Origin of the sequence: Pseudomonas sp. NPDC087814 (assembly GCF_044742865.1) — a bacterium.
Taxonomy (GTDB): domain Bacteria; phylum Pseudomonadota; class Gammaproteobacteria; order Pseudomonadales; family Pseudomonadaceae; genus Aquipseudomonas.
In genome coordinates this window covers 9,224-33,076 of sequence record NZ_JBIUVK010000051.1, presented here as the reverse complement: position 1 = coordinate 33,076, position 23,853 = coordinate 9,224, and the positions used below count along the sequence as shown (strand labels likewise).

Genomic DNA, 23,853 nt, shown 5'->3' with positions numbered 1-23,853 from the left:
GTCGGCGGTGTTGCGGATAGCATTTTGTGAACAGAAGATTTGCGACTATCGTGACGCTTCGGTTTTCCGGGCGTCATAGACCGGTACGATTGACGCTGTAATGGCCACCATTGGCCTTCGGCACCTTGGAAGAGGCAGAAATTTTATGATCATCAAACCGCGGGTTCGTGGCTTTATCTGTGTGACCGCTCACCCGGTTGGCTGTGAAGCGAATGTCAAAGAGCAGATCGACTACGTGACCGAACACGGTGCCATTGAAGGCGGCCCGAAAAAGGTGCTGGTCCTCGGGGCTTCCACCGGCTACGGCCTGGCCGCGCGCATCAGCGCTGCCTTTGGCTGCGGCGCCGACACCCTGGGCGTGTTTTTTGAGAAAGAAGGCGAAGAAGGCAAGCTCAGCTCTGCCGGCTGGTACAACAGCGCCGCCTTCGAGAAGTTTGCGCTGGAAAAAGGCCTGTACGCCAAGAGCATCAACGGCGATGCGTTCTCTGACGAGATCAAGCGCCTGACCATCGAAACCATCAAGAAAGACCTGGGCAAGATCGACCTGGTGGTCTACAGCCTGGCCGCGCCACGCCGTACCGACCCGCAAGGCGTGGTGCACAACTCCACCCTGAAGCCGATCGGCAAGGCTGTGACCCTGCGCGGCATCAACACCGACAAGGGCGTCGTGGTCGACACCACCCTCGAACCGGCCACCCAGGAAGAAATCGACGGCACCGTGAAAGTCATGGGCGGCGAAGACTGGCAGCTGTGGATCGACGCCCTGCGTGACGCCGACGTGTTGGCCGAAGGCGCCAAGACCACCGCGTTCACCTACCTCGGCGAGAAGCTGACCCAGGACATCTACTGGAACGGCTCCATCGGCGAAGCCAAGAAGGACCTGGACAAGAAAGTCCTGACCCTGCGCGAAAACCTCGCGGCGCTGAAAGGCGACGCCCGTGTGTCGGTACTCAAGGCAGTAGTGACCCAGGCCAGCTCGGCGATCCCGATCATGCCGCTGTACCTGTCGTTGCTGTTTAAAGTGATGAAAGAGCAGGGCACCCACGAAGGTTGCATCGAGCAGGTCTACGGCCTGTTCAAGGACAGCCTGTATGGCAAAGAGCCCAAGCTCGACGCCGACGGCCGCCTGCGCGCCGACCTCGCGGAACTTGAGCCTAAGGTTCAGGACGCGGTAGCGGCCCTGTGGAATCAGGTCTCCGATGACAACGTCAACGAGATCAGCGATTTTGCCGGCTACAAGGCGGAATTCCTGCGCCTGTTCGGTTTCGAGATCGACGGCGTGGACTACGACGCTGACGTGAATCCGACCGTGAAGATCAAGGGCCTGATTCAGGCTTAAGCGCTTGCGGTAACGAAGAAGCGGCCTCCAGGGGCCGCTTTTTTGTGCGCGTCATGCCAGACTGCGGCCGTTATCACACCCACGCTAACGGAGGATCTACATGACGATTCGTGCAGTCGTTTTTGATTTCGGCGGTGTCCTGTTCGACTGGAACCCGCACCATCTCTACCGCCAGCTGATTACCGACGACCGGGAGCGCCAACAGTTCCTGGACACCGTCTGCACCCAGGCCTGGAACACCGAGCAGGACGCCGGGCGCAGCCTGGCCGAGGGCACCCGCGGGCTGATTGCCGAACATCCGCAGCATGAACCACTGATCCAGGCGTACTACGACCGCTGGCACGAGATGCTGCGTGGTTCATTGCCGGAGGGCGTGGCGATACTCGAAGCGTTGCATGAGGCGAAGATGCCGCTGTTCGGCCTGACCAACTGGTCCGCCGAGACCTTTCCCTATGCCCGCGCCCACTATCCCTTCCTGCAGTATTTTCGCGACATCGTGGTGTCCGGCGAAATCAAGCTGATCAAGCCCGATCCTGCTATTTACCACGCCAGCCTGGCGCAGGTGCGCGCCCATTTGCCGGATATCCAGCCGGGTGAAGTGGTGTTTATTGACGACGTAGCCGGCAATACCGAGGCGGCTACTGCGCTGGGTTGGCAGGGGATTCACCACGTGTCTGCCGCGCAGACCCGGGAGCGCTTGATCGAGCTGGGGGTGAGCCTCTAGCGCGCCCATTTCTCCATGACGAAGTCCACGAACGCCCGCAGCTTGGGCAGGCGATAGCGGTCCTGGGCGTACAGCAAATGCATGGGCCGGCTGGGCAGTTGGTAGTCCGTCAGTAATGCCACCAGTTTACCGGCCCGCAGGTCTGGCTCGACCAGGGCGTCAGGCAGCATCACGATGCCCATGCCTTCCAGGGCAGCCTGGCGCAAGGCCTGCGAACTGTTGATGGTCAATGAGCCGGAAACCGGAATTTCCACGTCGCCCTCTGCGCCGCGCATTCGCCACAACTTGTCGGCGTTGCGCCAATCGTCGGTCGCCGGGTAAGCGAACGCCAGGCAGTCATGTTGCTGCAGATCATCGGGGCGTTGAGGTGTGCCACGGCGCGCCAGGTACTCCGCAGAGGCGCAGAGGGTGATGGTGTAATCCTGCATGGGGCGGGCAATCAGGCTTGGCGCGTCCAGGTCGCCCAAGCGGATGGCCACGTCGAACCCGCTGTCGACCATGTCCATCCGCTGGTTGCTCAGCACCACGTACAGCTTGATCTGTGGGTAGCGCTGGGAAAATTCGCTGAGCGCCGGTGCCAGGCGTTCGGTGCCAAAGGCCGGTGGTGCGGTGATCCGCAGCAGGCCCTTGGGCACGTCACTGTTGGCTTGTTCGGCCATCTGCTCGGAGTCGGCCACCAGGCCCAGCACCTCCAGGCAACGCTGGTAATAAATCCCGCCAAACTCGGTCAGGCTTTGCTTGCGCGTGGTGCGCTTGAGCAGGCTGACGCCCAGGCGTTGTTCCAGCGCGCGCAGGTGATTGCCGACCATGGTGGTGGACATGCCGCACGCCTGCGCTGCCGCCGTCATGCTGCCGGCTTCCACCACTTTTACGTACACCGTCATCGCCTGGAACAGATCCATTATCAAGCCCTGGTTTAAAGTGATCGCAGTGTTGTGCAGTTTATCCAGCTCGGGTGGCTAACGATACTGGTGCCATCACTACGATGCACTGGAGCCTGATGCCATGACCGCCGCCTGCCTGATGACCACTTATCAACCGTCGCCCCTGAGCTTTACCCGAGGCCTTGGCACGCGCCTGTGGGACCAGCAGGGCCGTGAATACCTGGATGCGGTGGCAGGTGTGGCGGTGACCAACGTCGGTCATTCCCATCCGCGGCTGGTAGCGGCCATCAGTGAGCAGGCCGGTTTGCTGCTGCACACCTCCAACCTCTACAGCATCGACTGGCAGCAGCGCCTGGCCCAGCGCCTCACCCGGCTCTCCGGGCTGGACCAGGCGTTCTTCAACAACTCCGGTGCCGAAGCCAACGAAACGGCGCTGAAGCTGGCCCGGCTGCATGGCTGGAAAAAGGGTATCGAACAGCCGCTGGTGGTGGTGATGGAGAATGCCTTTCACGGGCGCACCCTGGGCACCCTGTCCGCCAGCGACGGGCCTTCCGTGCGGTTGGGATTTCAAAAACTGCCGGGGGACTTTATCAAGGTCGGCTTCGGTGACTTGAAGGCACTGGAGGCCGTGACCCGGGAGTTTGGCCCGCGCATTGTTGCGGTGCTGCTTGAGCCGATCCAGGGCGAAAGCGGCGTGCAAGTCGCGCCGCCGGGCTATCTGAAAGCCTTGCGCGAGCACTGCACCCGGCAAGGCTGGTTGTTGATGCTCGATGAGATCCAGACCGGGATCGGCCGTACAGGTCGCTGGTTTGCCTTCCAGCATGAAGGCATCGTGCCGGACGTGATGACTTTGGCCAAAGGCCTCGGCAACGGTGTGCCGATTGGCGCGTGCCTGGCCCGGGCCGCTGTTGCGCAACTGTTTACCCCCGGCAGCCACGGCAGCACCTTCGGCGGCAACCCGCTGGCCTGCCGTGTCGGTTGTACGGTGCTGGAGATCATCGAAGAACAAGGCCTGCTGGACAACGCGGCGCAACAGGGTGAGCGGCTGCTGGCGCGCCTGCGGGTGGAATTGAACGAGCATCCCCAGGTGCTGGCGATTCGCGGGCAAGGGCTGATGATCGGCATCGAACTGGCAACGCCTCAGCGCGACCTGGCCCACCGTGCGGCGCAAGAGCATGGCCTGCTGATCAACGTCACGCGGGGCAAGATCATCCGCCTGCTGCCGCCGCTGACCATCGATGCCAAGGAAGTGGAGATGATCGTGCGCGCACTTTCCCGGCTTCTGGACTAAACACGGATGAGGCTGACGCGGAGCGTCACTGGCTGCATTCCCACGCAGAGCGTGGGAACGATCAGTCAAACGGGGTAGCCGGAGCCCACCTGCACCCCGTTCAGCCATTCCTGATTCAGGGTCTCGGTATCCCCCAGGTAATCCAGCAACCAGGCCATGGCCGGCGACAGTTTGTTCTGTGCCCAGGCCACGCACGACGGGCTGGCAGGGAAGGGCCGGGACAGTTGCAGGGCGCTCAGCTCGCCGCGCTCGATCCACGGCTGCACCAGGTGCGCCGGTGCCATGCCGACGCACAAGCCGTCCCGCAGGCAATCAATCGCCGAAGCCCAGTGCGGCACCACCAAACGACGCTGGTTATCCAGGGTCCAGGTGTCGCGCTTGGGCAGGTTGCGCGAGGTGTCGGTCATGCACAGGGAGGCGAAGGGCCGCAGTTGGTCATCGCTGAGCAGGCCTTCGACCGCTGCCAGCGGATGCCGGCTGCTGACCACGCACAGCCAGTTCAGCAGGCCCATGTCACGAAACGTGAATTGACTGGCCACCGGCACCGCACTGGTGGCGCCGATCACGATATCGGTGCGGTCATCGGCCAGGGCATCCCACACCCCGTTGTACACCTCGTAATCCAACAGCAATTCCACCTCCGGGAACTGCCGATAGAAATCCAGTACCAACTGCCGGCAGCGCTGCTGTTTAACGATGGAATCCACCGCGACTTTCAACTGGCCACTCCAGCCATTTGCCACTTGCTGGCACAGCCGGCGGGTGCCGAGCATTTTTTTCATGACGCCGCGGGCTTCGTCGATGAACAATTTACCCGCAGGTGTCAGCTCCACATCCCGATGCCGTCGGACGAACAGCGGCACCGCCAGCCATTCTTCGAGTTGCCGCACGGTGTAGCTGATGGCTGACGGCACGCGGTGCAGTTCCTGGGCGGCGGCGCTGAAGCTGCCGTGGCGGGCCACTGCATCCACCACATCCAGGGAGTATTCAGACCACATGGGATTTGCCTTCAAAATTATTGATAAGAGTGTCCAATTATTATCGCTTCACAGGGATTTGCTCAGCTTCATAATAGACGCCAGTCAGCAAATAGTTTGATGGCAGGTTATACAAGGCTTCAATGAAAAATTCTTTTGGATTCACCTGGTACTTGGCGGGGCTGAGCATGCTCGGCTATCTGGCCATGGATATGTACTTGCCGGCGTTTGGCGCCATGGGCGAGCAACTGCAGATTTCCCCCGGCGCGGTGGGCGCGAGCCTGAGCATTTTCCTCGCCGGCTTTGCCGTAGGGCAGTTGCTGTGGGGGCCGCTGTCCGACCGGTTGGGACGCAAGCCGGTGCTGCTTACGGGTCTTTCACTGTTTGTGCTCGGCTGCCTGGGGATGTTCTGGGTCGAGACCGCACCGCAACTGTTGGCCTTGCGTTTTGTCCAGGCGATTGGCGTGTGTTCCGCCGCCGTCAGCTGGCAGGCGCTGGTGATCGACCGCTACCCGACGGACAAGGCCCATCGGGTGTTCGCCGGCATCATGCCGCTGATGTCACTGTCTCCGGCCCTGGCGCCATTGCTGGGAGCGCTGATGCTGAATCACTGGGGCTGGCAGGCGATTTTCGGTGTGTTGTTGGTGGTTTCGCTGCTCCTGCTGCTGCCTACGTTGTTTCTCAGGCCGCTGCCGAAACGCCTGACAACCGACGGCGAACCGTCCCGAATCGGCTATGGGCAATTGCTCAAGTCGCGGGTGTTCACCGGCAACGTGATGATCTTTGCCGCATGCTCGGCCAGTTTCTTCGCCTGGCTTACCGCCTCGCCGTTCATCCTTGGCGGGATGGGCTACAGCCCGAATGACATCGGCTTGAGCTACGTATTGCCAACGCTGTCGTTCCTGATCGGTGGCTACAGTTGCCGCAGTGCGTTGCAGCGGTTCCAGGGCAAGACTTTGTTGCCGTGGCTGCTGCTGGCGTACTGCATCAGCATGGTCGCGCTGTACCTCGTCGCGACCTTGACCGTGCCGACGCTCGCCACCTTGCTGATTCCGTTCTGCCTGATGGCCCTGGTCAATGGCGCCAGCTACCCGATCGTGGTGGCGAATGCACTGATGCCGTTTGCGGAAAATTCCGGCAAGGCGGCGGCATTGCAGAACACCTTGCAGTTGGGGTTGTGCTTCCTGGCGAGCCTGATCGTGTCGTCGATGATCGACCAGCCGCTGTTGATCACTGCGATCGTGATGCTGGCGACCGCGCCATTGGCCGTGTTGGGCTACTGGCTGGCGCGACCGAAGGTCGACGATGGCGATGCCGACCTGGTGCGCGCCCGCTAGAACGTCACTTCCATGTTCACCGTCGGCGTTGACGTGCGGCTACCCCGGCCGCCGTCCACGCCGAACTTGTTATGCCAATACTCATACCCGACGCCCAGGTAGAGATTGGGCTTGACGCTTTTGCCCGGGCGCACCGCCACCATCAGCGCGGTGCGCATCAGGGTTTCCGGCGCGGTGTCGCGGCCATGGAAGTCCTCGCCCTTTTCCCCGACGTGATTGATAAACCCCTGAAACTTCGCCCCGTGGTTGCCGATCTCGAAAGGCCGCATCCAGGTCAGGTTGAGCATGTAGGTATCGTCGAAGGTGTGATCGGGTTCTTTCGCGCCAGGGATGCCGGAATGGTTTCTTTCCTTGTAGTACATCAGGCTCAGGTCCAGCACGCCGACGGTGTTGAACTTCAAGGTCGGGCCAATCACCAGCGCACGTTTTTTCGCCGACGCCAGGTTGTTGTTGCGGTTGGCATCAAAGCCGAAGGTCAGTGCGTAATCCTTGATCACCCCGGTGCCCAGCGGCACATCGAATACCCGTGAGGCGTACAGCTGGTGCCGGTACACCGCATACACTTCGCTGCCGCCGTGGTCGGTACCCTTGCGCGGGTCGCGGCTGTCGGACAGGAACACATCGAGGTTCAGGTAGTTGCTGCCGTACTGGTAGCCGCTGGCGTGGGTGAAGCTGTAGATGCGCTTGCTGAATTCATCCGGGTTGTTCGGGTTGGTGAACTGCTGGCCGTAGCGAAATCCCAGGCTGTTGTTCATCCATTCCAGCGCGACAGCCTCCCCGCCGCCGAACAGGGTGAGTAATACGGTTGCGCCGTGCAGTGCCTTTTTCATTGTTTTAATTCCTTTGGCGTTTTGGCTCATGGCGACCGCGCAAGGGTCGCCGGGCGCAGTATCGGCACATCCGTTGTGGGTTCCAAAGAACAGAATCTCGCCTGGGCCGATGCCGAAACGGCAGCACTGAAGCTGGCCTGAGAGTCAGGAAATACGTGGCGCCGAGGGCGTTTCCTGATGTTCGCGCAAGTTGATTTCTTCACTGAGCAGATGGGCCATGGCTTGCACCGCCATCGGCAAGTCCCGGTCTTTGCGGGCGTACAGGCCCAGGTCGCTGAAGATCCCGCCCTGGTCGCTGAGCGGAATGTGCAGCAGTTCGCCGCGGGCTAAATCTACCTCCACGCCAATGCGCGTCTGGAACGCGATGCCCAGTTGCTGGCGCGCCAGTTGCCGGGCCAGCTCCATCGAGTTGCTGTGCAGCAATGGCTTGTTCGTCGCCGCCGAACGCTTGTGCAGCGGTGCGATCAGGTGGTGAACCGAGAGCTCGCTCTTGGCCTGGATCACCCCGTGTTCACAGCAGCGCGCGTAACTCACGCTGCTTTCACCGGCCAACGGATGCCCCGGTGCCATCAACGCCCCCAGGCGGAAATGGCCGACACACACCTGGATGGTTTCGCTGCTGCGCGGTAAGGCAAAGGCCAACCCCAGGTCAGCCTGGCCGTTGACCACCGCACCGGGAATCGATTGCGAACCTTGTACCGTGACGCCAATGGTCACTTTCGGATAACGCTCACGCATGCGCTTGAGGGCGGCGGGCAGCAGCTCCACAGTGGCGCCTTCCACCGTGGCGATTTCCACGTGGCCGGTCTGCACACCGTTCAAGCCATCCAGTTCACCGCGCACGCGCTCCACGTCCTGCAACAGGAAACTCACGTGGCGGGTCAGGATTTCCCCGGCCGCCGTCAGGCGCAGGCCGCCGGGCAGGCGCTCGAACAGCGCCGCGCCCACCTCGTCTTCCAGCTTGAGGATCTGCCGGTTCACCGCCGAAGACGCCACGTTCAGGCGGCGCGCGGCTTCGCGGATCGAGTGGCAGCGGCGAACCATGTCGAAGTAGTAAATCGCCGGGGCGTGGATGCGCAGCTTGCGGTTGAGCATTTTTTTCAAGTCCTTGTGCGCAGCGCTTCGAGCCACGGGGCAGGGCGGCTGAATGGATTTTTGTAACGGCGTTCAGGGTGTTCTTGTGAAAATGATTGTATACAACTCTATGGACATCCAATCTTTCTATTGCATACAGTGAGTGCACAACAAAAACAGAGAACCCCTCACCATGACTATCCCGAAGACGTCACCGCAGCGGCCAGAAGATGAGAATCTCGGCGTCGCGGCCAACATGGCTTACGGCCTGCAGCATGTGCTCACCATGTACGGCGGCATCGTGGCTGTACCGTTGATCGTCGGCCAGGCGGCCGGGTTGTCGCCGGCCGATATTGGCCTGCTGATCGCTGCCTCGCTGTTTGCCGGAGGCCTGGCTACGCTGTTGCAAACCCTGGGCCTGCCGTTTTTCGGCTGCCAGTTGCCGCTGGTGCAAGGGGTGTCCTTTGCCGGGGTGGCGACCATGGTGGCGATTGTTGGCAGCGACGGTGCGGGTGGCATCCCGGCGATTCTCGGGGCGGTGATGGCCGCCTCCCTGATAGGCCTGCTGATCACCCCGGTGTTCTCGCGAATCACCAAATTCTTCCCGCCGCTGGTTACCGGGATTGTGATCACTACCATCGGCCTGACGTTGATGCCTGTCGCCGCCCGCTGGGCCATGGGCGGCAACAGCCGCGCCGCAGATTTCGGCAGCATGCCGAACATCGGCCTGGCGGCGCTGACCCTGGTGCTGGTATTGCTGCTGAGCAAGATCGGCAGCGCGACCATCTCGCGACTGTCGATCCTGCTGGCGATGGTGATCGGCACCGTCATCGCGGTGTTCCTCGGCATGGCTGACTTCTCCAGCGTGACCCAGGGCCCGATGTTCGGCTTTCCCACGCCATTCCATTTCGGCATGCCAACCTTCCATCTCGCGGCGATCATTTCCATGTGCATCGTGGTCATGGTGACGCTGGTGGAAACCTCGGCGGACATTCTGGCGGTGGGTGAAATCATCGACACCAAGGTCGACTCCAAGCGCCTCGGCAATGGCCTGCGTGCGGATATGCTGTCGAGCATGTTTGCGCCGATCTTCGGCTCGTTCACCCAGAGCGCGTTTGCACAGAACGTCGGGCTGGTGGCGGTTACCGGGGTCAAGAGCCGTTATGTGGTCGCCACCGGTGGGATATTCCTGGTGATCCTCGGCCTGCTGCCGTTCATGGGGCGGGTGATTGCGGCAGTGCCGACTTCGGTGCTGGGCGGGGCCGGGATCGTGCTGTTCGGCACCGTGGCTGCCAGTGGTATCCGGACCTTGTCCAAGGTTGATTACCGCAACAACATGAACCTGATCATCGTCGCCACTTCCATCGGTTTTGGCATGATCCCGATTGCGGCCCCGAGTTTCTACGATCACTTCCCGAGCTGGTTCGCGACCATTTTCCATTCGGGGATCAGTTCGTCGGCGATCATGGCGATCCTGTTGAACCTGGCGTTCAACCACTTCACCGCGGGCAACTCGGACCAGCAGTCGGTATTCGTTGCCGGGACGGAACGCAGCCTGTGCTTCCAGGACGTGGCGGCGTTGCGGGACGGGGATTACTTCAGCGGCGGCAAGCTGTTTGATGCCGAGGGCAAGGAGATTCCGTTGCTGGAGGAAGTGCCGAAGAAAGCGGCCGTGCACGGCAGGGCACAGACCAGCGAGGTGTAACAGCCACAAAGAGTCCAATGTGGGAGCGGGCTTGCTCGCGAAGGCGGTGTGTCAGTCGCTAAATATGCTGACTGATCCACCGCCTTCGCGAGCAAGCCCGCTCCCACATTTTGATCTCAGCCAGTCTTGAGCGTTCTGTGGGGCACCGAACAAGCCTCATCCAAAAACTGCACCACCGTCCCCATGCACGCCTGTCGCTCTTCGACATGCGGCATGTGGCTGGAGTCTTCGAACAGCGCCCAGCGCACATCGGCAATCTCATCCAGGAACGGCTTGACCACCAGCGGCGTGGCCTCGTCATGGCGACCGGAAATCACCAGGGTCGGCACATTGACCTTCGACAGCCGGCCGATCACGTTCCAGTCTTTCAAGCTGCCAATTACATGGAATTCCGTCGGGCCGCTCATGGCGTGATACACCGTCGGGTCCGAATCCACCTGGGCGAATGTGCGGGCGACTTCTTCCGGCCACGGATTGACCCGGCACACGTGCTGGTCATAGAAAATCCGCGAGGCGGCCAGGTACTCAGGGTCCTGGTAGGTGCCGGCCTGTTCATGCTTGAGCAAGGTCTCGTGCACGCCTTCAGGCAGTAGCTTGCGCAGGCGGTTGGCCTCGGCAACCCAGGTACGCATGCAGGTCGGCGAGTTGGCCGGAATAAATGCACGCAGGCCCTTGGGTTGCAGGATGGCGTGTTCGCTGCCGAGCATGCCGCCCCAGGATTGACCCAGGATCGCGTAGTTGTTGCTGATCTGCAGATGGTCCAGCAGGTTGTCCAGTTCTTCGAGGAACAAGCCGACGGTCCAGAATGAAGGGTCTTTGTCAGGCAGGTGGGTGGAGCGGCCGTTGCCCAGTTGGTCGTAGTGAATGACCGCGTGGCCACTGGCGGCTACGTCCTTGTAGGCATCGACATAATCATGGGTACAACCCGGGCCACCATGGAGGATGACCAGCGGCGTGAGGCCGCTGTCCAGGTCGCCGGTTACCCGATACCAGGTCTGGTAGTCGCGAAAGGCCGCATAGCCTTCGCGGATTGTTTCGATGAATTCCATTTCGTGCCCTGCCCTGAGAAAAAGTGATCAGGTACACGATAGTCGGCACAGAAAGTTTAAGTAACTAGCAAAACAGCTAGGTTTTTCCTTCGGATCAGTCTTCCAGCAGCCGGTAATGAGTGGCCCGTACCACCGCTTGCACCCGGTTCTTGGCCCCCAGTTTGTGCATGGCCGACGCCAGGTGCAGGGTAACCACTGCCAGGGAGCGGCTCAATTGCGTGGCGATTTCGGCGGCGGTCAGGCCGTCGGCGGCCCATTTAAGGCATTCGCGCTCACGCTTGGTCAGGCGGATATGCGGGTAGGAACGCAGTTCCTTGCTGAAAAGCGGGTAGGCCGCTTCCTGCAAGGCGTGGGTAATCAGGCTGAATTCCGACAGCGTCTGGCGGGCGTCCTGCAACACGGCGCTGGCCTTGCCGGTGCGCAGGCCGGTCAGCGAGGCGAAGCCGCCACGGGGCAAATGGATCGGCACGCTGACGCCGCAGGTCATCTGGCGGTCGTGCAGGTAGCTGGAAACCGGGGCGTGGCAAGGGTCGATGATTTTTTGCAGCGCGGTATCGGCCTTGGCCTCGTAGGACCACACAAACGGTGAAACCGTCGACAGCGCGAGGTGTTGCACCGGATCGATCTGATAAAAACCGGAGCTGCACCACAGGTTGTACCAGTCGGGCGGGGTATTGCGCAGTTGCAGCACAGAAGGGGTGATCAGTGCACCATTATGGTCAATGGGCACGGGGGTGTAGTCGTAGACCAACGCATCAAAACCCAGGTCCTGGGCCAATACGAGGGTGTTGTCCATCTGTTCATCCAGGCTCCTGCCGGGGATGAGACGGTCATTAAACGCAGTTAGCCTGGCCAGCATCCGTTCTGCTCCCGATTTCATTTGAATCTCGTCTTGCTGCAAGTAGAATGCCACGCCCCGGCGAAGGACTGCCAGACCAAACCTATAAGAATTACCAGGTTATGGACACGCGGCATCCTCGGTAGTGTTGGCCTCTAAACGGCCACTCTCCACAGGGCCGACACACAACAAGGAATGTATGCATGTGGCGTGAAATTGCCCCCGACCAGCGGTACAACGTGCAGGTCGATGGCCACAACCTCGTGGCCTATAGCTTTGGCGAAGGCGATGAGGTGTTGCTGTGCCTCAATGGCGGCCCCGGGCTGCCTTGCGACTACTTGCGCGACGCCCATGGCTGGCTCAAGGACAACGGCCTGCGAGTGGTTGCATTCGACCAGCTTGGCACGGGCGCTTCAGCCAGACCGACCGATGTTTCGCTGTGGGAAATCAGCCGTTATGTCGAAGAAGTCGAAACCGTGCGCCAGGCCCTTGGCCTTGGCCGCGTGCACTTGCTGGGGCATTCCTGGGGCGGATGGCTGGGCATCGAGTACGCCATTCACTACCCCGATGCGCTGAAAAGCCTGATTCTGGAAAACACCGTCGGCGACATTCCGCACCTGTCCCTCGAGCTGGAACGCCTGCGCGGCGCACTCGGTAGCGAAACCGTGGCGATGATGCAACGCCATGAAGCCATGGGCACCCTCGATCACCCGCAGTACCAGGCCGCGATTACCTTGCTCAACTACCGCCACGTCTGCCGCCTGGACGAATGGCCGGCGCCGGTCCAGCGTTCCCTCGGCGACTGGAACATGGGCCCCTACGAAACCATGCAGGGTCCCAACGAATTTCTCTACATCGGCAACCTCAAGGACTGGAACCGCATCCCCGAGATGGCCGAGTTCAAGATGCCGATACTGATCACCACCGGCCAGCACGACGAACTGACCCCGGCCTGCGCCATGCGCATGAAAAGCGCGGCCCGGCACGCCGAGCTGCACGTGTTCCCCAACAGCAGCCATATGCCGTTTTACGAAGAGCCCCAGGCATACTTCCCGGTGCTGCTGGACTTCCTCGCTCGTCATCGAGGCTGACGGATGAACCTGGCGCGTTACCGTTTTGTGCTGTCCCGGCCGCTGCAATTGCTGCCGGTGCTGTTTGGCATCAGCCTGATCACCTTTGTGCTGGTGCGCTCGATTCCCGGCGACCCGGCGCGGGCCCTGCTGGGTTCGCGCAGCACCCCGGACGCCTTGCTGAAGATCCGCGCCCAGTACGGCCTCGACCAGCCGCTGTGGCTGCAATATTTCTACTTCCTGAAAAACCTGCTCAAGGGCGACCTCGGCCAGTCACTGCTGTACAAGGTCGACGCGCTGAAACTGATCGTCACCCGCATCGAGCCGACCCTGTTCCTGGTGCTCGGCAGTGTGCTGCTGGCGCTGTTGATCGCCGTGCCGCTGGCCACCGTGGCCGCGCGTAATAAAGGTGGCTGGGCGGATAACCTGATCCGGCTGTTCACTACGGTGGGCCTGGGCATGCCGGCGTTCTGGCTGGGCTTGATGCTGATCCTGTTGCTCAGCGTGCAATGGGGCCTGTTCCCGGTCTCCGGGTATGGGCGCACCTGGCTGGACAAGGCGCACCACATGGTTCTGCCGTGCCTGACCATCGCCCTGGCGCTGTCGGCGGTGCTGGTGCGCAACCTGCGGGCGAGCATGTTGATGGAATTGCAGGCTGACCACGTTACCGCCGCCCGGGCGCGAGGTTTGTCGGAGGCGGCGGTGTTTCGTCGTCATGTGCTGCCCAATTCCCTGGTGCCGGCGGTGAACCTGCTGGCGGTGAACATTGGCTGGCTGATCAGCGGCACGGTGGTGATCGAAAGCCTGTTTGCGATTCCCGGCATCGGCCAATTGCTGGTGCGCGGCATCTTCACCCGCGACTACATGGTGGTGCAGGGCGTGGCGATGGTGCTGGCCTGTGCCACCGTGCTGGTCAACTTTGTTGCCGATGTGGTGACGGTCACGCTGGACCCGCGAGTGAAGATGCAATGAGCAGCCGCCCATTGATCGCCCCGTGGCGCCTGCGCCTGCGCTTCGGTTTTCGCAATGGCCGGCTGACGGCGGCCTGGGGCCTGTTGATTCTGCTGACATGGCTGGTGCTGGCCGTGTTCGCCCCCTGGATCGCACCCTTTGACCCGATTGCGCAAAACACCGACATCAGTTTGCTGGGTCCCAGCCAGGCCCATCCATTTGGCACGGACAACTACGGGCGAGACATCCTTTCGAGGGTGATCTGGGGCGCACGCATCGACCTGCAACTGGCGGTGGTCGGGGTGATCTTTCCGTTCCTGATCGGCACCTTTGTCGGTGCGGTGTCTGGCTACATCGGCGGGCGTTTCGACAGCTTCTGCATGCGGGTGATCGACGTGATCCTCGCGTTCCCTTTCCTGGTGCTGATGCTGGCGATCATGGCCATTCTCGGCCCGGGTTTGAAAAGCTTTTACATCGCCATGGCGCTGGTGGGCTGGGTGTCCTACGCGCGGCTGATCCGCTCGCAGATCCTGGTGCTCAAGGAAAGCGACTTCGCCCTGGCCGCCAAAAGCCTGGGCTTTGGCCATGGGCGCATTCTGTTCCGGCATTTGTTGCCCAACGCGATGTTCGGTTCGATTGTGTTCTCGATGTCTGACGCAGTGCTGGTGCTGCTCAACGGCGCAGCGGTCAGCTACCTCGGCCTGGGCGTACAACCGCCGACCGCCGAGTGGGGCACCATGGTTGCCGAAGGCCAGGCGTTCATCACCACCGCCTGGTGGATTTGCACTTTCCCGGGCCTGGCCATCGTGACCCTGGCCATGGGCTTCAGCCTGCTGGCCGATGGTGTGGCGCAAGTGCTGGGGGATCGCTCATGAGCCTGGTGCAGGTGCAGGACCTGAGCGTCATCGCCAATAACACCGGGCGCGACGTAACGTTGGTGGACCGGGTGTCGTTCGACCTGGCCGAAGGTGAAATCCTCGGCCTGGTGGGCGAAAGCGGTTCGGGCAAGACCATGGCCTGTCGCGGGCTGATGCGCTTGCTGCCGTCCCCGAGCCTGCGGGTGCAGGGCGGTTCGGTGCGCCTGGCGGGCCAGGACCTTCTGCAGCTGGATGACGCCGGCATGCGCGCGGTACGCGGTGGGCAACTTGGGATGATTTTCCAGAACCCCAGCAGCCACCTCGACCCGTTGATGCGCATCGGCGAGCAGATCGCCGAAGGCATCCGACTGCACCAGGGTGCGTCGAAAAAGGAGGCGCGCTTGCAGGCTATCGAAGTGCTGCGCCAGGTCGGCATTCCCGATCCCCAGGCGCGGATCGACAATTACCCCCACGAGTTTTCCGGCGGCATGCGCCAGCGGGCAATGATCGCGGTGGCCCTTGGCTGCAATCCCAAGGTGCTGATTGCCGACGAACCGACCACCGCCCTCGACGTGACCGTGCAAGCCCAGATTCTGCGGCTGTTGCTGGACCTGCGGGACCAGCGTGGCCTGTCGATCATCATGATCACTCACGACCTGGGCGTGGTGGCGCAAACCTGCGACTCCATCGCCGTGATGTACGCCGGGCGCCTGTGCGAACACGGCAGCAAATACGAGCTGCTGGCACACCCGCAACACCCTTACACCGCCGGCCTGATCGAGTGCCAGCCCGCCACCAGCAGCGGCCACGCCCTGTTGCGCACCATCGCCGGCCAACCGCCATTGCTCGACGCATTGCCCAAGGGCTGCCGGTTCAACCCGCGCTGCCCGCAAGTCGGCAGCTTGTGCACCGAGCTGCTGCCGGAAGGCGCGCGGGTGGCCTGTCACTATCCCCTGGGAGTTCGCCCATGACGCTGTTGCAGGTGAATGACCTTGAGGTGCGTTTCGCCGCCGCCGGCAGCGGCCTGTTCGGCCTGAATAAACAGTGGGTGAGGGCGGTCAACGGGGTGTCGTTGACCCTGGCCGCCGGTGAAACACTGGGTTTGGTGGGCGAGTCCGGCAGCGGCAAAAGCACATTGGGGAGGGCGATCCTGCACCTCAACCCCATCAGCGCCGGGCAGGTGGTGTTTGACGGCATCGACATGGCCCACGCCGGGCCGGTCGATATCGCCCGTTTGCGGCACGAGACGGCGATGATCTTCCAGGATCCCTACGCGGCCCTGAACCCGCGTCTTACCGTCGGCGAAACCATCGCCGAAGTCCTGCGGGTGCAGCGCAAGGTGGCGTCGGAAAACATCCCACGCCGGGTCGACGAATTACTCGATCTGGTAGGTCTGCGCCCCGAGCTTGCCAGCCGCAAGCCCGGCTCCCTGAGCGGCGGCCAGTGCCAGCGCGTCGGCATTGCCCGGGCGCTGGCGGTGGAGCCGCGGCTGATCATCGCCGACGAATGCGTGGCTGCCCTGGATGTGTCGATCCAGGGCCAGATCATCAACCTGCTGCTGGAACTGCAACAGCGCATGAACCTGGCGATCCTGTTTATCGCCCACGACCTGGCCATCGTCCGCCGCCTGTGTGATCGGGTGGCGGTGATGTACCTGGGGAAAATCGTCGAGGAAGGCCCGGTGGAGGCAGTGTTCACCACGCCCCGTCACCCCTACACGGCGGCGTTGATCCAGGCGATCCCGGAGATTGATCCGTACCGCCCGCTGCCCAGCGAGCCCTTGCCGGGCGAGCCACCCAGCCCGTTGAGACTGCCCAGCGGTTGCGCCTTTCACCCGCGTTGCCGACATGCACGCGCCGTGTGTGCCGAGGTATTGCCGCCGACTCACGTTGTGCAAACGCATCGGTACAGTTGCGTGCTTGAAGAACCTTTGCTTTGAACCCTTCCTGCCGATCATGAACAACCGCCGTTATAGACAAGGAGTTATGACATGCAATCCCGTCACTTGAAGTTGCTCGCCGCCGCCACACTCACCGCCTGGTCGCTGACCGCCGGTATTGCCCACGCCGCAGGTGTGCTGACCATCGGCTGCCGCGAAGACAGCACCACGTTTGACCCGATCAAAAGCGCGCAGAACCGCGATACCTGGGTGTTCGCCAACGTCTACGACACCCTGGTGCGCGTGGACAACCTGGGCACCAAGATGGAACCGGGGCTGGCAGAAAGCTGGGACATTTCCAAGGACGGCCTGACGTACACCTTCAAGCTGCGGGCCGCGAAGTTCTCGGATGGCTCGCCGATCACCGCCGACGACGCTGCCTTCAGCCTGTTGCGCATCCGCGACAACAAGGCCTCGCTGTGGAGCGACCCGTTCAGCCTGATCAACACCGCCAAGGCAGCTGATCCGCAGACGCTGGTCGTGACCTTGAAAACCCCGGCGGTGGCCTTCCTCTCGCAACTGGCTTCGCCGACGGTGTCGATCCTGTCGGAAAAAGCCATGACCAAGATGGGCGAAGACGCCTACTCGGAAAACCCGGTGACCTCCGGCGCGTTTACCGTGGACGAGTGGCGCAAGGGCGATCGGGTGATCCTGAAGAAGAACACGAACTTCTGGCAGGCCAGCAACGTCAGCCTGGATGGTGTGGAATGGGTCTCCGTCACCGACGACAACACCCGCATGCGCATGGTGCAGAACAACGAGCTGGACACGGCGATCTTCGTCCCGTTTTCCCGGGTTGAAGAGCTGAAAAAAGACAAGAACGTGGTGGTGCACTCCGATCCGTCCACCCGTGAAGATCACCTGTTGATCAACCACGCCCACGGCCTGCTGGCCAAGCCGGAAGTGCGCCAGGCGCTGGACATGGCCATCGATAAACAATCGCTGGTGAAAACCGCCACCTTCGGCCAGGGCACCGTGGCCTATTCCTACATCCCAAAAGGCTCGTTGTACCACTACGCCAACAACCTGCAACGCCCGTATGACCCGACCGAAGCCAAGAAGCTGCTGGCGGCTGCCGGCGCTCAGGATTTGAAGCTCAACTACGTGGTCAACGCCGGCAACGAAGCCGACGAGCAGATTGCGGTGATGATCAAGGATCAACTGGCCAAGGTCGGTGTGACGGCCAACCTGCAAAAGGTCGACCCGACCCAAAGCTGGCAGATGCTGGTGGACGGCGATTACGATATTTCGGTGATGTACTGGACCAACGACATCCTCGACCCGGACCAGAAGACCACCTTCGTGCTGGGCCACGACACCAACCAGAACTACATGACTCGCTACAAGAACGACAAGGTCAAGGACCTGGTGGCCGCGGCGCGGATCGAGGCGGACCCGGTCAAGCGTGAGCAGATGTACGTCGACCTGCAGAAAATGGCGAAACAGGATGTGAACTGGATCGACTTGTACTACAGCCCGTACATCAACATCTCACGCAAGAACGTCAGCAACTTCCTGCAAAACCCGTTGGGGCGCTTCACGCTTGAGGAAGTGGTGAAGAACTAAGTTCTAGAGATCACCGCAATACAAATGTGGGAGCGGGCTTGCTCGCGAAGGCGGTGGATCAGTCGATATCTCTGTTGACTGACACTCCGCCTTCGCGAGCAAGCCCGCCCCCACATTAGGTTGTACTGTGTTCCAGATAGTTATTGCGCGTCAAACGCCTGCCCATTGATGCCGGTACTGTCCGGCCCCATCAGGTACAGGTACACCGGCATGATTTCCTCCGGTGTCGGGTTATCGGTCGGGTTCTCCCCTGGATACGCCTGGGCCCGCATGCTGGTGCGGGTGGCGCCTGGGTTGATGCTGTTGGCGCGCACCGGTGCGACGTTGTCCAGCTCGTCCGCCAGGGTTTGCATCAGCCCTTCGGTGGCAAACTTCGACACCCCGTAAGCCCCCCAATAAGCCCGGCCCTTGCGGCCCACGCTGCTTGAGGTGAACACCACCGACGCATCCTGGGACAGCTTGAGCAGCGGCAACAGCGTGCTGGTCAGCATGAACATCGCGTTGACGTTCACATGCATCACCCGCATGAAGTTCTCGCCGGACAACTGCTCGATCGGTGTGCGCGGGCCGATGATCGAGGCGTTGTGCAGCAAACCGTCGAGGTGGCCGAACTCCTTTTCGATCATCGCTGCCAGCTCATCGTATTGATGGGGCAGGGCGGTCTCCAGGTTGAACGGGATCACCACCGGCTGCGGCTGGCCGGCGGCTTCGATTTCGTCGTAGACCTGGGCCAGGTTGGCTTCGGTCTTGCCCAGCAGCAGCACGGTGGCGCCGTGGGCCGCATAGGTTTTGGCCGCCGCTGCGCCAATCCCGCGACCGGCGCCGGTGACCAGGATGACCCGGCCCTTGAGCAGTTCTGGACGTGCGGAGTAATCAAACATAAACAACCTCGACAAAGTTCACAGAAAATCCATGTGATTGATTGCGGCTAAGGCTGGCCAAGGCTTCTGTGGCGAGGGAGCTTGCTCCCGTTGGGTTGCGAAGCAGCCCCAGCTTTTCGCGACTGCTGCGCAGTCGAACGGGAGCAAGCTCCCTCTCCACAAAATTGCAGCAACCTCAGGCAGTCCCGATCAGCAGCTGCACAGCGCGCTGTCCAGCACTTTGCGCAATTCCAGCGGGTGATCCACCACCACATCGGCACCCCAGTTGCGCGGGTTGTCGTCCGGGTGGATATAGCCGTAGGTGACCGCCGCGGTACGAGTGCCGGCGTCGCGGCCCGACTCGATGTCCCGCAGGTCATCCCCCACGAACAGCACGCTGGCCGGGTCCAGGTCGAGCATCTTGCACGCCAGGATCAACGGTTCCGGGTCCGGCTTGCTGTTCTTCACGTGGTCCGGGCAGATCAGCAGCGCCGAGCGCTCGGCCAGGCCCAGCTGCTGCATGATCGGTTCGGCAAAGCGCAGTGGCTTGTTGGTGACCACGCCCCAGATCAGCCTGGATTTCTCGATATCCACCAGCAGCTCCTCCATGCCCTCGAACAGCTTGCTGTGGATCGCGCAGCCCTTGAGGTAACGCTCGAGGAATTCCTGGCGCAGCTCTTCAAAGCCCGGGGACTCGGGGTCCATGGAAAAGGTCACGGCGACCATCGCCCGGGCGCCGCCGGAGATTTCATCGCGGATGTGCTGGTCGTTGATCGGTGCCAGGCCGCGGTCAGCGCGCATGGCCTGGCAGATGGCGATAAAGTCTGGCGCGGTGTCCAGCAGGGTACCGTCCATGTCGAAAAGAACCGCTCGCAACTTCACAGGCTTACTCCTCGCGCAGGGTCTGGATCATGTAGTTGACGTCAACGTCGCTGGCCAGCTTGTAGTGCTTGGTCAGCGGGTTGTAGGTCAAGCCGATGATGTCCTTGACGGTCAGCCCGGCCTGACGGCTCCAGGCGCCCAGCTCGGAAGGGCGGATGAATTTCTTGAAGTCATGGGTGCCGCGGGGTAGCAGCTTCATGATGTATTCGGCACCGATGATCGCGAACAGGTACGCCTTCGGATTGCGGTTGATGGTGGAGAAGAATACCTGGCCACCGGGCTTGACCATGCGGAAGCAGGCGCGGATCACCGAGGACGGGTCCGGCACGTGTTCGAGCATTTCCAGGCAAGTGACCACGTCGAACTGCCCGGGCATCTCTTCGGCCAGCTCTTCGGCGGTGATCTGCCGGTATTCGACGTTCACGCCGGACTCCAGTTGGTGCAACTGGGCCACGGCCAATGGCGCTTCGCCCATGTCGATACCCATCACGGTGGCGCCGCGCTGAGCCATGGATTCACTGAGGATCCCGCCGCCGCAACCCACATCCAGTACCTTCTTGCCGGCCAGGTTGACGCGCTCGTCAATCCAGTTGACCCGCAGCGGGTTGATGTCGTGCAGGGGTTTGAACTCGCTTTCGCGGTCCCACCAGCGATGGGCGAGGGCTTCGAATTTGGCGATTTCAGCGTGGTCGACGTTGCTCATGGGGAATCCTCTAAATCTGATAAAACGTTTTGCCGGCCCTGGCATGCGTTGCCAGGGCGGGTGTTATTCGCTGTGTCCGCTGATGCGCTGGCCCCAGGCGATGGCCGTGGCGCACAACTGTTGTTCATCCAGGCGGGTCAGTTGCCGGTCGTCGAGCAATTGCTTGCCGCCGACCCAAAGGTGTTTCACACAATCGCGTCCGGTGGCATATATAAGCTGTGAGACCGGATCGTAGATCGGTTGTTGCGCCAGGCCCGACAGGTCGAAGGCCACGATGTCAGCGGCCTTGCCGACTTCCAGCGAGCCGATTTGACTTTCCAGGCCCATGGCCCGGGCGCCGTTGAGGGTGGCCATGCGCAGGGCGCGGTGGGCATCCAGGGCGGTGGCCGAGCCGGCGACGGCCTTGGCCAGCAGCGCGGCGGTGCGGGTCTCGCCCAGCAGGTCGAGGTCATTGTTGCTGGCCGCGCCGTCGGTGCCTACTGCCACATTGACGCCGGCTTGCCACAGGCGTTCCACCGGGCAGAAGCCGCTGGCCAGTTTCAGGTTGGATTCCGGGCAATGGATCACGCTGGTGTTACTTTCTACCAGCAAAGTCAGGTCGTCATCGCTGATTTGGGTCATGTGAACGGCCTGGAAGCGCGGCCCCAGCAAACCCAGGCGGCCAAGCCGTGCCAGCGGGCGTTCACCACGCTGTTCAACGGACTGCTGTACTTCGAAGGCGGTTTCATGCACGTGCATGTGGATCGAGGCGTCCAGTTCCTCGGCGATCACCCGGATTTTTTCCAGGTTTTCATCGCAGACGGTGTACGGCGCGTGCGGGCCGAAGGTGATTTTGATCCGAGGGTGATGCTTGAGGTCGCCGAACAGCTCGACGCCCTGGCGAATCGCCTCGTCGGCGTCAGCAGCGCCGGGAATCGGGAAATCCAGGATCGGGATGGCGATTTGCGCACGCATGCCGCTGTTGTGCACCCGTTCGCTGGCGACTTTCGGGAAGAAGTACATGTCCGAGAAACAAGTGATGCCGCCCTTGATCTGCTCGGCGATGGCCAGGTCAGTGCCGTCGCGGACGAAGGCTTCGTCGACCCACTTGGCCTCGGCGGGCCAGATGTGGTTTTCCAGCCAGGTCATCAGCGGCAGGTCGTCGGCCAGGCCGCGAAACAGCGTCATGGCCGCGTGGCCGTGGGCGTTGATCAGGCCGGGGCTGAGCAGCATGCCCGGCAGTTCACGCACTTCGCTCGCTGCGAGCTTCAAGGCCGCGGCGCGTGGGCCGATAAACGCAATGCACCCGTCACGAATGCCCAGGGCGTGCTCCTTGAGCACTACGCCGGCAGGCTCGACAGGTACCAGCCAGGTGGGCAGCAGCAATAAGTCGAGCGGGGCGGCAGTCGGTGTCATCGAGGGCAGTTTCCCAGGCATCTATAAAGAACGGCGAAGTATACCCGAGCGTCCTGGCTGGCGGATCGCTATAATCGGCGGCTTTTGTTCATGAGTGCGGGGTGAGGGATGCGCGATCGACTGTTGGCTGCGGAGAAAGTGAAGGCCATCGACTGGCGTGATGGCGCACTGTACCTGCTCGATCAGCGTATTTTGCCGTCTGCAGAAACCTGGGTCGCCTGCGCCAGTGCTGCCGAGGTGGCCGAGGCCATTCGCACAATGGTGGTGCGCGGTGCGCCGGCCATTGGCATCAGTGCGGCGTATGGCCTGGTGCTGGCCGCTCGTGCCCACATCGCCGAGGGCGATGACTGGCAGGCCGCCTGGGAAGAGGACTACGCGCTGCTGGCGGATACCCGCCCGACCGCGTCGAATCTTTTCTGGGCCATGAAGCGCATGCGCGATTGCCTCGATCGCCTCAAGAAACACGCCGATCCGTTGAAGGTGCTGGAGGCCGAGGCGGTGGCGATTCACCAAAGTGATCGTGAAGCCAACCTGACCATGGCGCAGCTGGGTGTAGAGCTGATCCGCAAGCACCAGGGCAATGTCCAGGCGATCCTGACCCATGGCAATGCGGGTGCGCTGGCTACCGGCGGCGTCGGTACCGCGCTCGGGGTGATTCGCGGTGCGTTCCTGGAAGGCATGGTGGAACGGGTCTACGCCAACGAAACCCGGCCCTGGCTGCAAGGCTCGCGGCTGACGGCCTGGGAATTGGCCAATGAAGGCATTCCGGTCACCGTGAATGCCGATTCGGCTGGCGCGCATATTCTCAAGACCAAGGGCGTGACCTGGGTGATCGTCGGTGCCGACTGCATTGCGGCCAACGGTGACGTGGTCAGCAAGATCGGCACCTATCAGCTGGCGGTGTGCGCCATGCATCACGGCGTGCGTTTCATGGTGGTGGCGCCCAGCTCAACCATCGACCTGATGGCGGCCAGCGGTGATGACGTGCCGCTTGAAGAGCGCGACGCCCGTGAACTGCTGGAAGTCGGCGGCACCCGCGTAGCCGCTGATGTAGACGCCTTCAACCCGGTGTTCGACGTGACGCCGGCGGACCTGATTGATGTGATCGTCACTGAAAAGGGCATCGTCGAACGCCCCGACACGGCGAAGTTGGCGCAACTGATGTGTCGTAAACGCCTGCATTGAGGCAATTTGCCCGCAAAAATCCCCTTGGATCCAGCTCTAAGGCCCTCTCGTCGCCGTCAAGCCTGTCATCCGTCAACTTACTATGCTCCATGCGCATCAGGGGGATAGGTGCGTGGCGGCGATTGTGATAACATCCGGCGGTTTCCAGGGTCACCCCAAGGGGTAACCTTTAATGCGCAGATCCGTGTCATAACTCGTTGATTTGTCGTAAGTCGTTGCCAGGCATCATGCCAGCAGCGGCGAGCTTCGTTCGTCCCATAGGATGTGACGAGGTTTCACCCGAAAAAGGAATCAGGCTTCTCATGGGCGAACTGGCCAAAGAAATCCTCCCGGTCAATATCGAAGACGAGCTGAAACAGTCCTACCTCGACTACGCGATGAGCGTAATTGTCGGTCG

23 protein-coding genes are annotated in these 23,853 nt (G+C 61.8%); 13 read left to right on the top strand and 10 right to left on the bottom strand.

The window, feature by feature from the left end; all coding sequences use genetic code 11:
- The first annotated feature begins 145 nt into the window (after window positions 1–145).
- Together fabV and ACIOMR_RS26110 are read left to right on the top strand one after the other, a co-directional pair.
- Window positions 146–1,339, top strand: a complete 1,194-nt coding sequence (gene fabV, locus ACIOMR_RS26115) for an enoyl-ACP reductase FabV (protein ID WP_003218863.1) — start codon at window positions 146–148, stop codon at window positions 1,337–1,339.
- A gap of 100 nt (window positions 1,340–1,439) precedes the next feature.
- Window positions 1,440–2,063, top strand: a complete 624-nt coding sequence (locus ACIOMR_RS26110; RefSeq protein ID WP_401197160.1) for an HAD family hydrolase — start codon at window positions 1,440–1,442, stop codon at window positions 2,061–2,063.
- On the opposite strand, the gene ACIOMR_RS26105 is transcribed toward ACIOMR_RS26110, so the two are convergent.
- On the bottom strand, window positions 2,060–2,965 hold the full coding sequence (locus ACIOMR_RS26105) for a LysR family transcriptional regulator (protein ID WP_003218860.1): 906 nt from the start codon (window positions 2,963–2,965) through the stop codon (window positions 2,060–2,062). The genes ACIOMR_RS26110 and ACIOMR_RS26105 overlap by 4 nt on opposite strands.
- A 103-nt stretch (window positions 2,966–3,068) precedes the next feature.
- Between ACIOMR_RS26105 and ACIOMR_RS26100 the strand changes: the two genes are divergently transcribed.
- On the top strand, window positions 3,069–4,238 hold the full coding sequence (locus tag ACIOMR_RS26100; RefSeq protein WP_102368414.1) for an aspartate aminotransferase family protein: 1,170 nt from the start codon (window positions 3,069–3,071) through the stop codon (window positions 4,236–4,238).
- 65 nt (window positions 4,239–4,303) lie between these two features.
- On the opposite strand, the gene punR is transcribed toward ACIOMR_RS26100, so the two are convergent.
- Entirely contained in the window at window positions 4,304–5,236 is a 933-nt protein-coding gene (punR, locus tag ACIOMR_RS26095) for a DNA-binding transcriptional activator PunR (RefSeq protein WP_003218855.1), read from the bottom strand.
- Between the two features lie 122 nt (window positions 5,237–5,358).
- On the opposite strand from punR, the gene punC reads away from it, so the two are divergent.
- The gene (punC, locus tag ACIOMR_RS26090) at window positions 5,359–6,552 is read left to right on the top strand and encodes a purine nucleoside transporter PunC (protein ID WP_401197156.1); all 1,194 of its coding nucleotides are present in this window, start codon (window positions 5,359–5,361) and stop codon (window positions 6,550–6,552) included.
- Here the strand turns inward: punC and ACIOMR_RS26085 are convergent.
- Window positions 6,549–7,382: a nucleoside-binding protein gene (locus tag ACIOMR_RS26085; RefSeq protein ID WP_102368416.1), complete on the bottom strand. Its 834-nt coding sequence runs from the start codon at window positions 7,380–7,382 to the stop codon at window positions 6,549–6,551. The two genes, punC and ACIOMR_RS26085, sit on opposite strands and share 4 nt — an antisense overlap.
- Before the next feature lie 144 nt (window positions 7,383–7,526).
- Window positions 7,527–8,477 carry a LysR family transcriptional regulator gene (locus ACIOMR_RS26080; RefSeq protein ID WP_177022873.1) on the bottom strand — a complete coding sequence of 317 codons (951 nt, stop codon included), beginning with the start codon at window positions 8,475–8,477 and terminating at the stop codon, window positions 7,527–7,529.
- A gap of 172 nt (window positions 8,478–8,649) precedes the next feature.
- On the opposite strand from ACIOMR_RS26080, the gene ACIOMR_RS26075 reads away from it, so the two are divergent.
- A complete protein-coding gene (locus tag ACIOMR_RS26075; protein ID WP_177008099.1) occupies window positions 8,650–10,161 on the top strand; it encodes a nucleobase:cation symporter-2 family protein in 1,512 nt (503 codons plus the stop codon).
- A 116-nt stretch (window positions 10,162–10,277) separates the two neighbouring features.
- Here ACIOMR_RS26075 and ACIOMR_RS26070 read toward each other — a convergent pair whose 3' ends face one another.
- Together ACIOMR_RS26070 and ACIOMR_RS26065 are read right to left on the bottom strand one after the other, a co-directional pair.
- On the bottom strand, window positions 10,278–11,210 hold the full coding sequence (locus ACIOMR_RS26070) for a proline iminopeptidase-family hydrolase (RefSeq protein ID WP_003218843.1): 933 nt from the start codon (window positions 11,208–11,210) through the stop codon (window positions 10,278–10,280).
- 94 nt (window positions 11,211–11,304) lie between these two features.
- The gene (locus tag ACIOMR_RS26065) at window positions 11,305–12,069 is read right to left on the bottom strand and encodes a LuxR family transcriptional regulator (protein ID WP_008437673.1); all 765 of its coding nucleotides are present in this window, start codon (window positions 12,067–12,069) and stop codon (window positions 11,305–11,307) included.
- A 182-nt stretch (window positions 12,070–12,251) separates the two neighbouring features.
- Here ACIOMR_RS26065 and ACIOMR_RS26060 point away from each other — a divergent pair, with 182 nt between their 5' ends.
- From ACIOMR_RS26060 to ACIOMR_RS26035, 6 genes are read left to right on the top strand one after another with little or no spacing between them, the layout of a single operon-like run.
- Window positions 12,252–13,139 carry a proline iminopeptidase-family hydrolase gene (locus ACIOMR_RS26060; RefSeq protein ID WP_008437674.1) on the top strand — a complete coding sequence of 296 codons (888 nt, stop codon included), beginning with the start codon at window positions 12,252–12,254 and terminating at the stop codon, window positions 13,137–13,139.
- Between the two features lie 3 nt (window positions 13,140–13,142).
- On the top strand, window positions 13,143–14,090 hold the full coding sequence (locus ACIOMR_RS26055; protein ID WP_003218838.1) for an ABC transporter permease: 948 nt from the start codon (window positions 13,143–13,145) through the stop codon (window positions 14,088–14,090).
- On the top strand, window positions 14,087–14,944 hold the full coding sequence (locus ACIOMR_RS26050) for an ABC transporter permease (RefSeq protein WP_401197149.1): 858 nt from the start codon (window positions 14,087–14,089) through the stop codon (window positions 14,942–14,944). Before ACIOMR_RS26055 ends, ACIOMR_RS26050 begins: the two co-directional genes overlap by 4 nt.
- Window positions 14,941–15,897: an ABC transporter ATP-binding protein gene (locus ACIOMR_RS26045; RefSeq protein ID WP_401197146.1), complete on the top strand. Its 957-nt coding sequence runs from the start codon at window positions 14,941–14,943 to the stop codon at window positions 15,895–15,897. Before ACIOMR_RS26050 ends, ACIOMR_RS26045 begins: the two co-directional genes overlap by 4 nt.
- Window positions 15,894–16,865: an ABC transporter ATP-binding protein gene (locus ACIOMR_RS26040; protein WP_177117286.1), complete on the top strand. Its 972-nt coding sequence runs from the start codon at window positions 15,894–15,896 to the stop codon at window positions 16,863–16,865. The genes ACIOMR_RS26045 and ACIOMR_RS26040 overlap by 4 nt, the downstream gene beginning before the upstream one ends.
- 51 nt (window positions 16,866–16,916) lie before the next feature.
- Complete coding sequence (locus tag ACIOMR_RS26035) at window positions 16,917–18,431, top strand: ABC transporter substrate-binding protein (RefSeq protein ID WP_401197143.1); 1,515 nt, start codon at window positions 16,917–16,919, stop codon at window positions 18,429–18,431.
- Between the two features lie 140 nt (window positions 18,432–18,571).
- On the opposite strand, the gene ACIOMR_RS26030 is transcribed toward ACIOMR_RS26035, so the two are convergent.
- The 4 genes from ACIOMR_RS26030 to ACIOMR_RS26015 all read right to left on the bottom strand — a co-directional run bounded on the left by ACIOMR_RS26030 (window position 18,572) and on the right by ACIOMR_RS26015 (window position 22,271).
- On the bottom strand, window positions 18,572–19,312 hold the full coding sequence (locus ACIOMR_RS26030) for a YciK family oxidoreductase (RefSeq protein ID WP_003218829.1): 741 nt from the start codon (window positions 19,310–19,312) through the stop codon (window positions 18,572–18,574).
- Window positions 19,313–19,501: 189 nt separating this feature from the next.
- Complete coding sequence (mupP, locus tag ACIOMR_RS26025) at window positions 19,502–20,173, bottom strand: N-acetylmuramic acid 6-phosphate phosphatase MupP (RefSeq protein ID WP_003218827.1); 672 nt, start codon at window positions 20,171–20,173, stop codon at window positions 19,502–19,504.
- A gap of 4 nt (window positions 20,174–20,177) precedes the next feature.
- Window positions 20,178–20,876, bottom strand: coding sequence for a bifunctional 2-polyprenyl-6-hydroxyphenol methylase/3-demethylubiquinol 3-O-methyltransferase UbiG (gene ubiG / locus ACIOMR_RS26020; protein ID WP_003218825.1), 699 nt, complete (start codon window positions 20,874–20,876; stop codon window positions 20,178–20,180).
- Window positions 20,877–20,939: 63 nt separating this feature from the next.
- A complete protein-coding gene (locus tag ACIOMR_RS26015; protein ID WP_003218823.1) occupies window positions 20,940–22,271 on the bottom strand; it encodes a TRZ/ATZ family hydrolase in 1,332 nt (443 codons plus the stop codon).
- Between the two features lie 108 nt (window positions 22,272–22,379).
- Here ACIOMR_RS26015 and mtnA point away from each other — a divergent pair, with 108 nt between their 5' ends.
- Together mtnA and ACIOMR_RS26005 are read left to right on the top strand one after the other, a co-directional pair.
- Window positions 22,380–23,456 (top strand): S-methyl-5-thioribose-1-phosphate isomerase, encoded by a 1,077-nt coding sequence (gene mtnA, locus ACIOMR_RS26010; protein ID WP_401197138.1) that lies wholly within the window; start codon window positions 22,380–22,382, stop codon window positions 23,454–23,456.
- Between the two features lie 302 nt (window positions 23,457–23,758).
- Window positions 23,759–23,853 (top strand): hypothetical protein (locus ACIOMR_RS26005; RefSeq protein ID WP_401197176.1); only part of this gene is annotated, 95 nt, incomplete at its 3' end.

Excerpts from the sequence above, each read along its gene's own strand:
- fabV (WP_003218863.1), top strand. The coding sequence starts at position 146 with ATGATCATCAAACCGCGGGTTCGTGGCTTTATCTGTGTGACCGCTCAC.
- ACIOMR_RS26110 (WP_401197160.1), top strand. The coding sequence starts at position 1,440 with ATGACGATTCGTGCAGTCGTTTTTGATTTCGGCGGTGTCCTGTTCGAC.
- ACIOMR_RS26105 (WP_003218860.1), bottom strand. The coding sequence starts at position 2,965 with ATGGATCTGTTCCAGGCGATGACGGTGTACGTAAAAGTGGTGGAAGCC.
- ACIOMR_RS26100 (WP_102368414.1), top strand. The coding sequence starts at position 3,069 with ATGACCGCCGCCTGCCTGATGACCACTTATCAACCGTCGCCCCTGAGC.
- punR (WP_003218855.1), bottom strand. The coding sequence starts at position 5,236 with ATGTGGTCTGAATACTCCCTGGATGTGGTGGATGCAGTGGCCCGCCAC.
- punC (WP_401197156.1), top strand. The coding sequence starts at position 5,359 with ATGAAAAATTCTTTTGGATTCACCTGGTACTTGGCGGGGCTGAGCATG.
- ACIOMR_RS26085 (WP_102368416.1), bottom strand. The coding sequence starts at position 7,382 with ATGAAAAAGGCACTGCACGGCGCAACCGTATTACTCACCCTGTTCGGC.
- ACIOMR_RS26080 (WP_177022873.1), bottom strand. The coding sequence starts at position 8,477 with ATGCTCAACCGCAAGCTGCGCATCCACGCCCCGGCGATTTACTACTTC.
- ACIOMR_RS26075 (WP_177008099.1), top strand. The coding sequence starts at position 8,650 with ATGACTATCCCGAAGACGTCACCGCAGCGGCCAGAAGATGAGAATCTC.
- ACIOMR_RS26070 (WP_003218843.1), bottom strand. The coding sequence starts at position 11,210 with ATGGAATTCATCGAAACAATCCGCGAAGGCTATGCGGCCTTTCGCGAC.
- ACIOMR_RS26065 (WP_008437673.1), bottom strand. The coding sequence starts at position 12,069 with ATGCTGGCCAGGCTAACTGCGTTTAATGACCGTCTCATCCCCGGCAGG.
- ACIOMR_RS26060 (WP_008437674.1), top strand. The coding sequence starts at position 12,252 with ATGTGGCGTGAAATTGCCCCCGACCAGCGGTACAACGTGCAGGTCGAT.
- ACIOMR_RS26055 (WP_003218838.1), top strand. The coding sequence starts at position 13,143 with ATGAACCTGGCGCGTTACCGTTTTGTGCTGTCCCGGCCGCTGCAATTG.
- ACIOMR_RS26050 (WP_401197149.1), top strand. The coding sequence starts at position 14,087 with ATGAGCAGCCGCCCATTGATCGCCCCGTGGCGCCTGCGCCTGCGCTTC.
- ACIOMR_RS26045 (WP_401197146.1), top strand. The coding sequence starts at position 14,941 with ATGAGCCTGGTGCAGGTGCAGGACCTGAGCGTCATCGCCAATAACACC.
- ACIOMR_RS26040 (WP_177117286.1), top strand. The coding sequence starts at position 15,894 with ATGACGCTGTTGCAGGTGAATGACCTTGAGGTGCGTTTCGCCGCCGCC.
- ACIOMR_RS26035 (WP_401197143.1), top strand. The coding sequence starts at position 16,917 with ATGCAATCCCGTCACTTGAAGTTGCTCGCCGCCGCCACACTCACCGCC.
- ACIOMR_RS26030 (WP_003218829.1), bottom strand. The coding sequence starts at position 19,312 with ATGTTTGATTACTCCGCACGTCCAGAACTGCTCAAGGGCCGGGTCATC.
- ubiG (WP_003218825.1), bottom strand. The coding sequence starts at position 20,876 with ATGAGCAACGTCGACCACGCTGAAATCGCCAAATTCGAAGCCCTCGCC.
- ACIOMR_RS26015 (WP_003218823.1), bottom strand. The coding sequence starts at position 22,271 with ATGACACCGACTGCCGCCCCGCTCGACTTATTGCTGCTGCCCACCTGG.
- mtnA (WP_401197138.1), top strand. The coding sequence starts at position 22,380 with ATGCGCGATCGACTGTTGGCTGCGGAGAAAGTGAAGGCCATCGACTGG.